Origin of the sequence: Halomonas salinarum (assembly GCF_012062845.1) — a bacterium.
GTDB lineage: Bacteria > Pseudomonadota > Gammaproteobacteria > Pseudomonadales > Halomonadaceae > Onishia > Onishia salinarum.
This window is the reverse complement of sequence record NZ_WWNB01000026.1, coordinates 20,659-35,196: the sequence shown is the minus strand read 5'-3', so window position 1 is coordinate 35,196 and position 14,538 is coordinate 20,659. Positions and strand designations below refer to the sequence as shown.

15 protein-coding genes and 2 pseudogenes are annotated in these 14,538 nt (G+C 64.0%); 10 read left to right on the top strand and 7 right to left on the bottom strand.

Going from position 1 to position 14,538, the window contains the following annotated elements; translation table 11 throughout:
- Nucleotides 1-90 precede the first annotated feature (90 nt).
- The 4 genes and pseudogenes from HF027_RS14570 to HF027_RS14555 form a co-directional block, all read right to left on the bottom strand.
- Nucleotides 91-1,110, bottom strand: coding sequence for an RNA-guided endonuclease InsQ/TnpB family protein (locus HF027_RS14570; RefSeq protein ID WP_245184869.1), 1,020 nt, complete (start codon nucleotides 1,108-1,110; stop codon nucleotides 91-93).
- Nucleotides 1,111-1,211: 101 nt separating this feature from the next.
- Nucleotides 1,212-1,448: pseudogene (locus tag HF027_RS14565) on the bottom strand (cupin domain-containing protein); the annotation flags it as partial.
- Nucleotides 1,449-1,536: 88 nt separating this feature from the next.
- Complete coding sequence (locus tag HF027_RS14560) at nucleotides 1,537-1,680, bottom strand: hypothetical protein (protein ID WP_168016877.1); 144 nt, start codon at nucleotides 1,678-1,680, stop codon at nucleotides 1,537-1,539.
- 375 nt (nucleotides 1,681-2,055) lie between these two features.
- Nucleotides 2,056-2,238, bottom strand: a complete 183-nt coding sequence (locus HF027_RS14555) for a hypothetical protein (protein ID WP_168016876.1) — start codon at nucleotides 2,236-2,238, stop codon at nucleotides 2,056-2,058.
- A gap of 385 nt (nucleotides 2,239-2,623) precedes the next feature.
- Between HF027_RS14555 and HF027_RS14550 the strand changes: the two genes are divergently transcribed.
- From HF027_RS14550 to HF027_RS14515, 8 genes are all read left to right on the top strand, one after another.
- Entirely contained in the window at nucleotides 2,624-4,072 is a 1,449-nt protein-coding gene (locus HF027_RS14550) for a GntP family permease (protein WP_168016875.1), read from the top strand.
- Between the two features lie 223 nt (nucleotides 4,073-4,295).
- Complete coding sequence (locus tag HF027_RS14545) at nucleotides 4,296-5,366, top strand: patatin-like phospholipase family protein (protein ID WP_168016874.1); 1,071 nt, start codon at nucleotides 4,296-4,298, stop codon at nucleotides 5,364-5,366.
- Nucleotides 5,367-5,443: 77 nt separating this feature from the next.
- Nucleotides 5,444-5,569 (top strand): diguanylate cyclase domain-containing protein, encoded by a 126-nt coding sequence (locus HF027_RS15895; protein ID WP_168016884.1) that lies wholly within the window; start codon nucleotides 5,444-5,446, stop codon nucleotides 5,567-5,569.
- A 240-nt stretch (nucleotides 5,570-5,809) separates the two neighbouring features.
- Complete coding sequence (locus HF027_RS14535; protein ID WP_168016873.1) at nucleotides 5,810-6,334, top strand: (2Fe-2S)-binding protein; 525 nt, start codon at nucleotides 5,810-5,812, stop codon at nucleotides 6,332-6,334.
- A complete protein-coding gene (locus HF027_RS14530) occupies nucleotides 6,331-7,329 on the top strand; it encodes an FAD binding domain-containing protein (RefSeq protein ID WP_168016872.1) in 999 nt (332 codons plus the stop codon). Before HF027_RS14535 ends, HF027_RS14530 begins: the two co-directional genes overlap by 4 nt.
- Entirely contained in the window at nucleotides 7,326-9,536 is a 2,211-nt protein-coding gene (locus HF027_RS14525) for a xanthine dehydrogenase family protein molybdopterin-binding subunit (RefSeq protein WP_168016871.1), read from the top strand. Before HF027_RS14530 ends, HF027_RS14525 begins: the two co-directional genes overlap by 4 nt.
- Before the next feature lie 9 nt (nucleotides 9,537-9,545).
- Nucleotides 9,546-9,983: an alpha/beta fold hydrolase gene (locus HF027_RS14520; protein ID WP_168016870.1), complete on the top strand. Its 438-nt coding sequence runs from the start codon at nucleotides 9,546-9,548 to the stop codon at nucleotides 9,981-9,983.
- Between the two features lie 58 nt (nucleotides 9,984-10,041).
- On the top strand, nucleotides 10,042-10,467 hold the full coding sequence (locus HF027_RS14515; RefSeq protein WP_168016868.1) for a DUF2784 domain-containing protein: 426 nt from the start codon (nucleotides 10,042-10,044) through the stop codon (nucleotides 10,465-10,467).
- A 245-nt stretch (nucleotides 10,468-10,712) separates the two neighbouring features.
- Here HF027_RS14515 and HF027_RS14510 read toward each other — a convergent pair whose 3' ends face one another.
- Together HF027_RS14510 and HF027_RS14505 are read right to left on the bottom strand one after the other, a co-directional pair.
- On the bottom strand, nucleotides 10,713-11,453 hold the full coding sequence (locus HF027_RS14510; protein WP_168016866.1) for a lipoate--protein ligase family protein: 741 nt from the start codon (nucleotides 11,451-11,453) through the stop codon (nucleotides 10,713-10,715).
- Nucleotides 11,450-11,629, bottom strand: a pseudogene (locus tag HF027_RS14505) (2-oxo acid dehydrogenase subunit E2); the annotation flags it as partial. The pseudogene HF027_RS14505 and the gene HF027_RS14510, both read right to left, overlap by 4 nt.
- Nucleotides 11,630-11,690: 61 nt before the next feature.
- On the opposite strand from HF027_RS14505, the gene HF027_RS14500 reads away from it, so the two are divergent.
- Complete coding sequence (locus HF027_RS14500; RefSeq protein WP_342448748.1) at nucleotides 11,691-12,293, top strand: patatin-like phospholipase family protein; 603 nt, start codon at nucleotides 11,691-11,693, stop codon at nucleotides 12,291-12,293.
- Here the strand turns inward: HF027_RS14500 and HF027_RS14495 are convergent.
- Complete coding sequence (locus HF027_RS14495; RefSeq protein ID WP_168016862.1) at nucleotides 12,241-13,200, bottom strand: LysR family transcriptional regulator; 960 nt, start codon at nucleotides 13,198-13,200, stop codon at nucleotides 12,241-12,243. The two genes, HF027_RS14500 and HF027_RS14495, sit on opposite strands and share 53 nt — an antisense overlap.
- A gap of 125 nt (nucleotides 13,201-13,325) precedes the next feature.
- On the opposite strand from HF027_RS14495, the gene HF027_RS14490 reads away from it, so the two are divergent.
- Complete coding sequence (locus tag HF027_RS14490; RefSeq protein WP_168016860.1) at nucleotides 13,326-14,264, top strand: sodium-dependent bicarbonate transport family permease; 939 nt, start codon at nucleotides 13,326-13,328, stop codon at nucleotides 14,262-14,264.
- Nucleotides 14,265-14,538: the final 274 nt, after the last annotated feature.

The window sequence follows — 14,538 nt, the reverse complement described above, 5'->3', positions numbered from 1 at the left end:
GGGCGCTTCCAGGCCCAGGCCGAGGGTCAGAATCTGGGTGCCGTCCATGCCATGCCTCCTGTTCAAGTGGAGGTCATATCCTGGCCCAGATCAGGGGGCGAATTCCACACCCAACGACGAAGAGCCCTTTTCGCCCCTGTGTCCGCAGCCGTGGCACAGCTTGCTGCTGGGAAACCACTGGCTCACCTTTACCACCTGGCGTCCCGCCCATTCAGCTTTATAGGTGAGCTGGCGGACAAACTCACCCCAGCCTGCATCGCTGATGGCCTTGGATAGATGAGGGTTCTTGACCATGCCCGCGATGTTCAGCGACTCGACACACAGCACTTGGTTTTCGTTTATCAGTGTGCGGGTCGCTTTATGGAGGGCATCGCGGCGACAGTCGGCGATCTTGGCGTGTAGCCGTGCCACTTTACGCCGCAGCATGGCGCGATTGGCCGACCCTCTCTGCTTTTTCGCCAACCGGCGTTGCAGATAGGCCAGCTTCACCTCGTAGTGCTTCAGGTGACGCGGATTGCCTGACTTCATGCCCTCGCTGGTGATGAATAGGTCGGTTAATCCGAGGTCGATACCCACTGTTTTCGGTGTGATCGGCAGCGCCTCCGGAGCAAAGTCACACAGGCAACTGATGAAATAGCGGCCAGTGCGGTCGCGTGAAATCGTGATGCTGGACGGGGCACTGGGTAGCGGGCGGCTCCAGCGGATCGGGAGTGGGGATTTCGACTTGGCGATGGTGATCTCGCCATCCCGATAACGAAACGCGGCCTTGGTCAACCGGATGGACTGCTGTCCATCTTTGCGTTTGAAGCGCGGGTACCGCGCTTTGAGTTTGGGATTAAAGAAGTTGTCGAAGGCGGCTTTCTGGTCACGCAGGGTTTGCTGCAAAATGACGCTGGACACGTCCTTCAACCAGGGATACTCGGCCTTGAGCGCGACCAGGCGCTTTTCCGATGCGGAATGCGAGACTGACTCGCCGTGCTGCTGATACGCCTCAGACCGATAAGCCAGCGTGTTATTCCAGACAAAACGGGCACATCCGAACGACTGCGCCAAGAGCGCTGCCTGCTCGGAAGTGGGATAGAACCGCTCTTTGTAGGCACGCTTTGTCATACTGTATAAATTATCAGCCTGCGAAGGTAGTATCAAGTGAGCACCGCTACGCGGTGCGCGCTTGTATCACCGCCCGATTGGGCGATGCTTTACGCGATTTTTGGTAAGTGCTCGAGGGGAACGTCGAGAACCAGCGTCCGGTTGCAACCGTCACCCAGGTATTCGTGGTGATAGGAGGAAGGTATCAGGCAGCCACGCTCGCGGGTAACCCGCTCGCCAAGGCCTTCAATGCTCAGCTCAGTGACGCCCGAGGTGGCCAGAATCAGCTGATGGAAGCCGTGCTCGTGGGCAACCGGTTGCTCTATCAATGTGCAGGTTTTCAGGCTGAGAAAAGACATAGCGCGGGCTGTCTTCCAGGATCAACGGATCGCTATAAGCCTACGCCAGCCTGACCGCGACACCAAGTATGGTGTCAGCAACGTCCTTTCATCGCCAGTCCTGGCGGACAAAAACCACCCCGATGGTCATTATCGCGGTAACGGTCGTGATCATGGCGCCGATGCTGCTCATGGTAACGGCCATCATAGTGGCGACCATCATGGTGGCGATTCTGGTAGCGGCGATCATCATGGTGGTCATCCTCATGATGATCATGATTACGGTGCCCGTTTCCCCCCTCGACCTCTATCAAAGGACGGGTCTCGAATCGCGCAGGTTTGTAGCTGCAGCCACTGAGCACCAGCGTACCGACCACCAGACAAGCGACAATGCGTTTCATGACAAGAACCTATGGAGAAGCCCGAGGACGAGACACATCCCCTAGTGAGTTCGGTAGTCGACGGGCGTCTCGCGTCCAGGTTCGAGCATTCGCTCGAACCTGCGGCAAGAGCTCCCGACGTAACCAAACAGCGTTCTATAATTCGTCAGTTTACTGCCAGCGTCGAAGGGCTTCCCGCAAGAAATGAGGAAACGGCTGACTCAAAAAAGCGACAGCGTTCTTTTACATCAGCAGTTGCCCTTCTTGGCCTGACCCGGAGGACAGAAGCCGCCACCGCCATGTCCGCCGTGATGCTCGCCGTCGCCGATCTCGATAATGGGCTCCGGATTGATACGGGCAGGCTGATAGCTGCAACCGGCGAGTGTCAGGGTGCCAGCAATGACGGTCAGTGCGAGGATGGTCAATTTCATGCAAGGCTCCTTCCCGATGGCTCAGGAAAATGATGGTAAAGAACGAATGCAACCAGTGTATAAGTTTCATGCCACCTAGCCCAAATGTCGCGGAAGCCAGACAGTCAACGATGATAGCCTATTGCTCTCGCTTGACAGCACAGTGATCATCAGGAACCCGATAGATAAATCCGGCTGCGCGTTAGTCAGTCCCTCCACCTGGAATGGCCCAGGCGAGGGAATGCCACCCCGGAGCGCCTATAATGCATCGCAACATGATGGACGCAGGAGATGGCATGCACGGAGAAGCACACCACCCCACTGCACACGGCAGCCAAAGCAACCGTTCAAGCGAAGTCATGGTTTTTTGGCGCTGTTTCGACACGCTGAACGAGGAAATAAAGGTATGACGGGCATCCTCGCTGTCGTCACAGCCCTTGCCCTACTGATGTATCTGGCCTACCGCGGCCTGAGTCTATTGATCCTGGCCCCCGCGTTGGCAGCCCTGGTCGCGCTGGTTTCCGTGGATACCCCGCTACTGGCGAGCTACACCCAGGTCTTCATGGAGTCTGCGGGTAACTTCATCGTCAGTTACTTCCCGTTATTCCTGCTCGGGGCGATATTCGGCAAACTGATGGAGGACTCCGGCAGCGCCGAGGTACTGGCCAGCGCCATCGTCTCACGCTTGGGCGAAAGCCGGGCCATCTTGGCCGTGGTGCTTTCCTGCGCGGTGATGACTTACGGCGGCGTGTCGCTGTTCGTGGTCGCCTTCGCCGTATTCCCCATTGCCGAGGCACTCTTTCGCAAGGCCGACCTGCCCAAGCGACTGATCCCCGGCACCATTGCGCTGGGCGCCTTCACCTTCACCATGACGGCCTTGCCCGGCACCCCGGCGATCCAGAACGCCATTCCCATGCCCTTCTTCGGCACTTCGCCCTTCGCCGCGCCGGGGCTCGGCATCATGACCGGGCTGATCATGCTGGGCCTGGGCCAGGGCTGGTTGACCTATCGTGCCAGGCAGGCCCGAGCAGCAGGGGAAGGTTATGGCGGGGGACAGGAAAGCGAGCCCACGCCTCACGATCACCTGCGCGAGCGCACCGCCGGCGAAGGGTTCGACCTGGATGAGGTTGCACCTCTGCCACGCTGCGGGCTGCCATCGCTGCCCCTGGCATTGCTGCCTATCGTGCTGGTGATCACGCTGAACCTGCTGTTCACTGCGCTCATCATCCCGGCCATGGACACGGGCTACCTGTCAGATCCCCTCTATGGAGCTACCAACATCGAGTCGGTGCGCGGTGTATGGTCAGTGATTGCCGCCCTGGTGCTTTCCATTATCGTGCTGGTCGTACTGAACTGGCGGCGACTGCAGCACCTGACCGCCTCGCTGGACAGCGGTGCCAACGCCTCGTTGCTGCCGATCTTCAACACGGCAAGCCTGGTCGGCTTCGGTTCCGTGATCGCCTCGCTCACGGCATTCGACGTCATCAGCGCCTGGGTCACGACCGCCGGCGGCGATAACCCCCTCATATCGCTGGGTATCGCGGTGAATCTGCTGGCCGGCATGACCGGTTCGGCCTCCGGCGGCATGAGTATTGCGCTGGCGACCCTCGGCGACACCTACCTGGCCATGGGCCAGGCAGCGGGCATTTCACCGGACCTTCTTCACCGGGTTACGGCAGTGGCCACCGGCGGGCTGGACGCACTGCCTCACAACGGCGCGGTGATCACGTTGCTCTCCATCTGCGGACTGACCCACCGTCAGGCCTACCTCGACATCGCCGCGGTGGCCGTGATCGGGCCGATCATCGCCTTGATCGTACTCATCATAGTGGGGACGCTGGTCGGTTCGTTCTGAGCAGGGACCACCTGTGTTGTTGCCTGCAGGTATCAGCTCAACGCACCACTGCTAAGCAACCTACCCTAGGGGATCACATGGCCACAGTCTTGGGAGACCTAGGTCAGCGAGGCCCCGTGTCGTCCTAACGCCGCCCGCTTTCCTGGGGCAGACAGCAAAGATCAGGAAGCCTAGACTGCATCGCAGTATTCAGGCCTCTGCATTCAGGGCTCAAGGAGACAGCATGGCAACGGACGACAAGAAATGTATCGACTTGGCACTTCAGGGCGGCGGCTCACACGGCGCCCTGACCTGGGGGGTACTCGACCGCCTGCTGGAAGAGAGTCGACTGGAGATCGTCGGGGTCAGCGGTACCAGCGCCGGTGCCATGAATGCCGTGGTACTCGCCGATGGACTGCACAGGGGTGGCCGCGAAGGCGCCCGGGAAGCGCTCCATACCTTCTGGAAGGGAGTCAGCGATGCGGCGCGATTCTCACCGATTCAGCGCACTGCCTGGGACCAGCTGATGGGCAACGATAACCTCGACAACTCCCCGAGCTACCTGTTCTTCGAGAGCCTCACACAACTGGTCGCGCCTGCAAAACTCAACCCCCTGGGCATCAACCCCCTGCGTGACCTGGTCTCTAACCTGGTCGACTTCGAGAGGGTGAACGCCTGCCAAAAGGCGAAAGTGTTCGTCACCGCCACCAACGTGCGTACCGGGCGCGCCACAGTTTTCCGCCAGCCTCAGCTGAGCGTGGATACCGTCATGGCCTCGGCCTGCCTACCCTTTATGTTTCCCGCCGTGGAGATCGACGGCGAGGCCTACTGGGATGGCGGCTACAGTGGCAACCCCGCGCTATTCCCACTGGTCGACGACCAGGCCTGTCGCGACCTGGTCGTGGTTCAGGTCAACCCACTGGTACGCCGCCAACTACCCGAGAGCGCCCGGGACATCATCAATCGCATCAACGAGATCACCTTCAACTCGAGCTTGATCAAGGAGCTGCGCAGTATCCAGTTGCTGCAGCAACTGATCGACACGACCGGCATGGAAGTGGAAGAGTACCGCTCCATGCGCCTGCACCTGATCCATGCCGAGCAAGAGGTCGAGAAACTCAGCGCCTCGAGCAAGCTCAACGCCGAATGGGACTTCATCCACCGGCTCTATATCCAGGGCCGCGGCTGGGCCGACCGCTGGCTCGCCGAGCACTTCGAGGCCATCGGCCAACACTCCACCTTCGACCTGGACGCGGTGTTCGACGACACCTTCCGGCCGCTTGCCAACAGCGAGGGTGTCACGCCCGGTCCATGAGCGACCCACCGGGCCCAGGTACTCGCCCCCGGCTATTCCGGCTATTCCGGCTATTCCGGGGAGCATAGCGGTGACACATCAGCCTGGGGGTTGCTACCTCGCCCGGCAATAGCGATACGCCCGAAACCTTGCTGAAGCGTATCGACCTAGCCTTGTATCAATCGAAAGATCATGGCCGCAACCGGGTAATAACAACAGTGTGAGCTGCCCCCTGCTCCAGGCAGATCGCCAACCAGCTGTCGGGAACCGCTGAATCGCTTCGTGCTTGCCCGGATGCCGTAACGGCAGCCCTTGGAGCAACGGTTGGCGGAAAGGCGCCTGACAGTCGGGCTTGTCCCTGCCGACAACCTCACCTAGTTTGAAAGACATTCGCCTTGCCCGGCGGCAAGGTTCGCCAGCGTCGTCCAGGGACGCGACGTGCCGATACCCGAGAAGGAGCCGGCATGATGGAAACGATCGAGTATTCTCCCGAGGCGGCCGTGTCCGTCCACCTGACGGTGAATGGTGTCCCGGTCACCGCCGAGGTCTCCCCCAACGCCATCCTGCTCGACGTGCTGCGCGAACAGCTGGGCCTGACCGGCACCAAGAAGGGCTGCGATCACGGCCAGTGCGGGGCCTGCACGGTGCATGTCGATGGCCGGGCGATGAATGCCTGCCTGCGCCTGGCCGTGATGTGCGAGGGCCAGGCCATCACCACTATCGAGGGGCTAGCCGAGGCGGGCCAGCTGCATCCTGTGCAGCAGGCCTTCCTCGACCATGACGCCTTCCAGTGCGGCTATTGCAGCCCGGGGCAGATCATGTCCGCCGTGGCGCTGCTCGAGGATCCTCGAGTCCCCGGCGATATCGTTACAGTCCGCGAGGCGATGAGCGGCAACCTCTGCCGCTGTGGCGCCTACCAGAACATCCTCGCGGCGATCCAGGACGTCCGCCTGCGCCGGCACGGGCAGGAGGGAGGGGACGACGCATGAGAACCTTCGCCTTCGCCCGGGCCAATAGCGTCGCCCGCGCGGTGGAGCACCGGCAGGCCGAGCTGGTAAGCGCCTTCGTCGCCGGCGGCACCACCCTGCTCGACCTGGTCAAGCTCGACGTCATGCGCCCGTCCCGGGTCATCGACATCACCCCCCTGCCGCTGACGACCGTCGAACGCCTGCCCGATGACCGCCTGCGCATCGGCGCCCTGGTGACCAACACCGACCTCGCCTACCACCCGGACGTGCTCGCCGATCACCCCCTGCTGTCCCAGGCGATCCTGGCCGGCGCCTCGACCCAGGTGCGCAACATGGCCACCACCGGCGGCAACCTGATGCAACGCACCCGCTGTCCCTACTTCCGCGACGCCGCGGCGGCCTGCAACAAGCGTGAGCCGGGCAGCGGCTGCGACGCCTTGGACGGCGTCAACCGCATGCACGCCGTACTCGGCGCCAGCAGCGAGTGCGTGGCGGTGCATCCCTCCGACATGTGCGTGGCCCTGGCCGCCATCGGCGCCACCCTCACCCTGCACGGCCCAAACGGCGAGCGCGAGATCGATGTCGCCGACTTCCACCGCCTGCCCGGCACCACGCCCCATCTCGAACACGACCTCGACGACGAGCTGATCGTCGCCGTCACCCTGGCGCCGCCGCTCATGCCGCTGGGCACGGCCTACGTCAAGCTGCGCGACCGCGCCTCCTTCGAGTTCGCCCTGGCCTCCGCCGGGGCCATGCTGTCGCTGGACGAGGACCTGATCGGCGAGGCGCGCCTGGCACTGGGCGGCGTGGCCACCAAGCCCTGGCGTTGCCGCGAGGCCGAGGCGCTGCTGGCGGGCAAGCGGGCCGATACCGCCGCCTTCGAGGCGGCGGCGGACCTCGCCCTGGCCGATGCCCGGCCGCTCACCCACAACGCCTTCAAGATCCCGCTGGCACGCCAGGCCATCGTGCGGGCACTGCGCGACGCCGCCCGGCGCGCCAGGGAGGACGACGCATGAGCGCCATTCCCGAGCATCACGTCGTCGGCCGGCGCACGCCGCGTGTCGACGGCGAGGACAAGCTGACCGGCCGCGCCGACTATACCGTCGACCATCGCCTCGAGGGCATGCTCTACGGCTATCCGGTGCCGGCGAGCATCGCCCATGGCACGCTCGAAGCCCTTGAGCTCGACGCCGCCCGCGCCATGCCCGGCGTCGTGGACATCCTCCACCACGGCCACTTCCCCGACCTGCACCGCTCCCCCAACAGCATGCGCCAGGGCAATGCGGTCAGCGAGGTTCGGCTGCCCTTCGAGGACGACCGGATCCATTATCACGGCCAGTACATCGCCCTGGTGGTGGCGGAGACCCTCGCGCAGGCCCGTGCTGCGGCCTTCCGGGTGGAGGCCCGCTACCACCGGAACGCGGGGGCCATGACCGGCCTGGCGGCCAGCGACGACGAGGGCGAAGAGGTCGGCCAGTACACGCGCGGCGAACCCGAGCTCGCCTTCGGCATCGCCCCGGTGATCCTCGATGCGACCTATACCATGGCCGCCGAGAGCCATTTGCAACTGGAACCGCACGCCACCCTGGCCGAGTGGCGCGAGGCGGACCAGCGCCTGATCGTCCACGAATCCACCCAGGGCGTCTTCTACCAGCGCAACGCCCTGGCGCACATCTTCGACCTGCCGCCCGAGCAGGTCGAGGTGATCTCGCACTACATCGGCTCGGGCTTCGGCAACAAGCTATTCATGTGGCCCCACGCCGTGGCCACCGCCGCGGCCGCGCGGCTACTCGGTCGTCCGGTCAAGACGGTGCTGCCCCGCCAGCAGGACATGATGACCACCGGCCACCGCCCCGCCTCGCGCCAACGCATCCGCCTCGGCGCCGAACTCGACGGCAGCCTGGCCTCGATCCAGCATGACAGCCTCACCGAGACCTCCACCATCGACCGCTATGTCGATGCCTGCGGCGGCGCCACGCCCGTCGCCTATGCCTGCGACAGCGTCGCGACCCACCAGCGTATCCTGCCGGTGCATCACGGCTCTCCCTGTCCGATGCGCGCCCCGGGCGAGGCGTCCGGCCTGTTCGCGCTGGAGAGCGCCATCGACGAGCTGGCCGTGGCCCTCGACATGGACCCGCTGGCCCTGCGCCTGAAGAACTACGCGCACCAGGACCCGCAGCGCGGCCTGCCGTGGTCGAGCAAGCACCTCGATCGCTGCCTGGAAAGCACGGCCGAGCGGTTCGGCTGGGCCTCGCGGGACCCGGGCATCGGCAACATGCGCGACGGCGACGAGATCATCGGCCAGGGCATGGCCGCGGCCACCTGGTTCGCCGGGCGCCAGCCCTGTGCGGCCCGGGTGACACTGCGCGCCGATGGGGTATTCGTGGCCTGCGGCACCCAGGACATCGGCACTGGCACCTACACCATCGTCGCCCAGACGGTGGCCGAGCTCACCGGCGTGCCGGTCGCTCGCGTCGAGGTCCGGCTGGGCGAGACCGGCCTCCCCGCCGGCCCCCTCTCTGGCGGGTCGATGACCACCGCCTCCACGCTGCCGGCCGTCGCCGCCGCGGTACGCGACGCCCTGGCGGCCCTCAAGGAGGTCGCCACCGGCCCGGGGGGCAGCTTCGAAGGCCTCGACCCCGCCGCCCTGGACGTCGCGGCGGGCACCCTGCAGGGAGACAGCCGGCAGGCCGGCTTCGCCGAGATCCTCGCGCGCCACCGCCTCTCCGACGTCACCGGCGAGGGTAGCGCCGCGCCGGCGGACGAGCGCCAGGAATACAGTTTCCGCTCCTTCGGCGCACATTTCGTCGAGGTGCGCTGGGACCCGGGCATCTCCCGGCTACGGGTGGCCCGGGTGGTCAGCAGCATCGATGTCGGCCGGGCCATCAACCCCGTCGCCGCGCGCAACCAGGTGGAGGGAGCAATCGTGATGGGCATCGGCATGGCGCTGCTCGAGGGACTCGACTACGATCCGCGGGACGCCCGGCTGATCAACGCCAACGTCTCCGACTACCGCATCCCGGTGCATGCCGACATGCCCGAGATCGACGTCGAGCTGCTCGACTATCCCGACTACCGCTTCAACGAGTTCGGCGCCCGCGGCATCGGCGAGATCGGCCTGACCGGGATCGCGGCAGCCATCTCCAACGCCGTCTACCATGCCACCGGCAAGCGCCTGCGGGATCTCCCGATCAGCGTGGAGAAGCTGATGGACAGGACGTAGCCTGATGCCATGGACGCCGAACATCCGCCGCGCGGTGATATCAACTCTATTGACCAGTTGGAAGATGACCTTGCCGATCTCATCCTGCACGTTAAAGAGACCAACGACGATGTGATCAGGGTGGTCCTGGGAGGCCATTCATCGGGCGGCGGGCTGGCCGTACGCTTTGCCGGTGTGACGCATCGCGACCTGGCCGCTGCCTTCGTCCTGCTTGCCCCGTACCTCGGGCACAATGCGCCCACGGTCCGGGATGACTCGAACGGCTGGGCCGATCCGAATCTCTTCAAGATCATACCGATATCCCTTCTGAACGAACTCGGCATTACCGCCTTCAATGGCGCTCAGGTACTGCAATTCGACCTGCCGACCGAATATCGCGATCTGCGGAGGCCAGGAGGATCTTCTGTCCGGCCTTCGATGTCCAACCCTGAAGCCCGCCGCAGATGACGGGATCGCACAGACTAGTTGGAGGCGGCGGCCGCATCATCTTGCCTCGAGGGGCCTTATGAATCCTCGTCTGTTCTACTCCCTGGCGGCGGATGCCATCCTGGTGGTCCACGCAGCCTTCGTGGTGTTCGTGATCCTGGGACTCGCGTTGACGCTGGCCGGCAAGCCCCTCGGCTGGCAGTGGGTGCGCAATCCCTGGTTCCGCCTCGCGCACCTGGTAGCCATCGGTTTCGTGGTGCTGCAAGCCTGGCTGGGCGCCCTCTGCCCGCTCACCGTGTGGGAGATGGCGCTACGCGAAAGGGCGGGAGATGTCGTGTATTCGGGCTCCTTCGTTGCCTACTGGCTGCACCAGCTGCTGTTCTATCAGGCGCCCGCTTGGGCGTTCGTCATCGTCTACACGTTGTTCGGCGGCCTCGTCGCCCTCAGCTGGCTCTGGGTGCGCCCGCGCCCCCTTGGCCGCAAGGGACGCCATGAGGCCCGCTGATGCCTCCCGACGAGTCGCGCCGGGCACACACGCCCCTGTCACAGTCCGGCGGCAGACTGGTCCTGCTACCAGCGTCGCGCCGCCGAGTCGAAAACTTGAGACGGGGATGAGGCAAAACCGGGGCATTTATGCCAAGGGTGGTTATCAGGGTCACGTATGGCGAGATGACAGCGACTGTGTGGCGACCACGCACGGCCTATTGCTCTGCCTTCAATATAAGTACCGAGCGTCATGGCGGCGGCGCCTCAGACCGGCGCAAGATCGTTGCCAGCGGCGAGTCGCTTCAGCAGCCCAGGGATCGCGCCCTCGAGATCCAGATCGGGCAGGACATCGCGCAGGGCGATATGGCTCACCGCCTGGAAGCGCTGGGGGTCGTCGATGGCGTCCTGGAAAGCGTTGACCACGGCGACCAGCGTCTCGGGGCTGCCGTCGACCTGCATGGCGCCATGGACCAGCAGCGCCATGTCGCGACACCCCCGCACCCGCCGCCAGCGCTGGGCGGTGCCGACCAGCTTGCGACCACCGATGCGCACGTTGAAGCGCCCGTCGCAATAGGCACCGGGCGCCGGGCCCAGATCGGCAGAGGCCACACCGAGTTCGGCGAGCCAGCCACACCAGGGATCACCGAGGCGGTGATAGCCCCATTCCAGGTGCGCCGCCGAGCCCCCGACCCGACAGCGCACGGCCAGCGCCAGATTGACCACCCCCGGGCTCTGGGGCACCGGGGTACCGCCTGAACCGCGAAACTGGATCGGCCAGCCCGCCTCCTCGAGCCGGTCCCGGGCGTCGGGGAAGCCCGCCAGACGCTCATGGCGGCGCGGCATCACCAAGGCTCGATCGCTGGGCTGCCAGGCCAGTGCCAGCTTATCGCTCTCCCCTTCGCAGACCTCTTCAAGCAACGACTGCTCGGCGCGCAGACCTTCCTCCACGCTCATCCGACGTAGACCCGGAAAGGTCGTTTCGGTCATGGCCAGTGGCATGTTCATGATTCGCTGGGCTCCTTCGCTCGGTCGGCGAGTTCGGCATCGAAGGCGCCCGGTACCAGCGCCTCAATACGCTCGCACAACGTATTGAGGAAGGCCGCCGCCGGCGCGCCATTCACCGCGCGATGATCGAAGGTCAGCGACAATCCGATCACCTTGGTAAGACGCACGCCACCATTGTCCTCCCAACGCCGCCCGCTTTCCTAGGGCAGACAGCAAAGGTCTGGAAGCCTAGGCTGCATCGCAGTATTCAGGCCTCTGCATTCAGGGCTCAATGAGACAGCATGGCAACCGACGACCGACCTGGCACTTCAGGGCGGCGGCTCACACGGCGCCCTGACCTGGGGAGTACTCGACCGCCTGCTGGAAGAGAATCGACTGGAGATCGTCGGGGTCAGCGGTACCAGCGCCGGTGCCATGAATGCCGTGGTGCTGGCCGATGGATTGCACAGGAGTAGCCGCGAGGGCGCCCGGGAAGTGCTCCATACCTTCTGGAAGGGAGTCAGCGATGCGGCGCGATTCTCACCGATTCAGCGCACTGCCTGGGACCAGCTGATGGGCAACAATGGCATCGACAGCTCACCGAGCTACCTGTTCTTCGAGAGCCTCACACAACGGGTCGCGCCTGCAAAACTCAACCCCTTGGGCATCAAGCCCCTGCGTAACCTGGTCGACTGCGAGAGGGTGAACGCCTGTACGCCATGGCCGATGGCACTACCTGGCAGCACAGTGCCACGGATCACCATTCTCCAAGATCGGCCAACAGTCAGCCCAACGCCGCCGACGTACCTTAAGTGCCCGACTCCAGCCCCTCCAGCATTGCCCCCAATTCATTTGAGATAAAGCGCGCCTCCACGCACTCCCCCAGGTGACCTTGGACAAACGTCAGAAACCCCAGGGCGGCATGAGGCAAACGCCGGTCTCGGCGCACGATGAACTGCCAATGGCTCTCGATGGGCCAACCCGCCACCGGCAGGATCACCAGGTCGGGGTGCTCCGGTGGCAACACATGCTCGGAGAGCACGGCAAGACCCATGCCCGATGCTACCCCCACGCGGATCGCCTCGTTGCTGGCCATCTGCAGGGTCGGACCCAGCGACAGACCCTGATCCTGCAGCCAGCTCTCGAATAGCATGCGCGTGGCGGAGCCAGGTTCCCGCAGCAGGAAGCGCTCCGCCAGCAGTTCACTTATGGAAACGCGCTCGCGGATCGCCAGGGCATGGCCCCGCGGCGCGATCACCACCAACGGATTGCGCAGGAATCGGCCAGCCAGTGCATGAGCCAGCGAGGGGGGATGACTGAACACATAGAGATCGTCGTCCTGCCGCTCGAAGCGGGTCAGCATCTGGCGACGGTTGCCGATATGTAGCGTCACGTCAACCTCGGGAAACGCCTGACTGTACGGTCCCAATAGCCGGGGCAGCACGTACTGCGCCGTGTTGACCAGGGCAATACTGAATCGCCCCCGCTCTCCGCCACGCAGGGCGGCAAGGTAATCCTCGAAGTCCCCGAAGCGGTCGAGCACATCCCGGCTGGCGCGATAGAGCCCACTGCCGGCCTGGGTGGTAACCAGGCGGCTATGACGGCTCTCCAGCAGCGGCTCCCCCACCGCCTCGGCCAGCCGCTTGAGCTGTTGGGAAACGGTCGGCTGGGTCAAGTGAAGCTGACGAGCGGCCTCGCTCACCGAGCCGCTTCGCACCACCGCCACATACACTTGCAGTAGCCGAAACGTCAGGTGGCGCACGTTCATGGTTGGCTCCATTTATATATAGATAGTCATCTATATTATGCAGCCAAACAATCAATTTGAATCAATATTAAACAATCCTCACAATCCGCCGCTATCCTGCCACTGCGACTCCAGAAGAGAGACCTATGCCCGATATTGTCGTGATGTTCTTTCTGCTCGGCCTGCTTGCCGGTATCGTCAAGTCCGACCTCGACATCCCCAAGGCCGCCTACGACACTTTGAGCCTGCTGCTGATGCTGACCATCGGCCTCAAGGGTGGCATGGCGCTATACGGCAACCTGCGCTGGTCGCTGCTGCCGGAACTGCTCGCCGTCGCAGCACTGGGCACAGTGATCCCACTCGTCCTGATGCCAGTACTGCGCCGCTTGGTTCGCCTCTCACCTGCCGACAGCGCCAGCATCGCCGCCCATTATGGCTCGGTCAGCGCCGGCACCTTTGCCGTAGCACTGGCCTTCGCCGAAGGTCGCGGCCTCCCCATCGGCGCCGAGGTCACACTCTACCTGGTGATGATGGAACTGCCGGCGATCATGGTGGCCATCGCCCTCTATCGACGCCACAAGGGCAGTGACTCTGGCGAGGCACTGCAGGGCATCTGGCATGAGACCCTGACCAACCGCGGGGTGATCCTGCTGGCCGGCGGCGCCGTCATCGGCGCCATGTATGGCCCCATGCAGGGCGCCAATGTCACTGAGTTGTTCACCGGTGCCTTCCATGCGGTGCTGGCGCTCTTCCTGCTGCAGATGGGCCTGACCGCGGCCGAAACCCTGCGCCCCATCCCCTGGTTTCACTGGCGGCTTCTCACCTTCGCTTTGGTGGCGCCATTCATCCTGTCGCTGGCCGGTCTGGGAGTCGGCCTGGCACTGGGCCTGCCCAGCGGTTCGCTACTGATTCTGACGGCGCTTGCCGCCAGCGCCTCTTATATCGCGGCACCGGCCGCCATGCGCAACGCCATCCCCGAGGCCAACATCGGCTTGGCCATGCTGGCAGCGCTCGGCTTCACCTTCCCACTGAACGTGATCGTGGGCATCCCCCTCTACCACCAGCTGGCGCTGTGGCTGGGCTGAACCAGGCTTTGGCGTCACTGACCCTGGTCAGTGACGCCATTTCCACACGTAGGCCAGTCTTGCAATAGCTTTCTTCTCTCTTCGATACTCATCGCACCGCCAAAACCTCTCCTCACGTCAACGCAATACAATGCCAGACTGTGAGGCGCATCTGGGCTTGTCTGCTTCACATGAAGGGAACGCTGAGCACCTTGTCGAGCGAGGCAAGCCCAAGGTGACCGGAGCACAGAACGAGCAAGACGATCGTCATACCCAGAATGTCGCCGTAAGACTC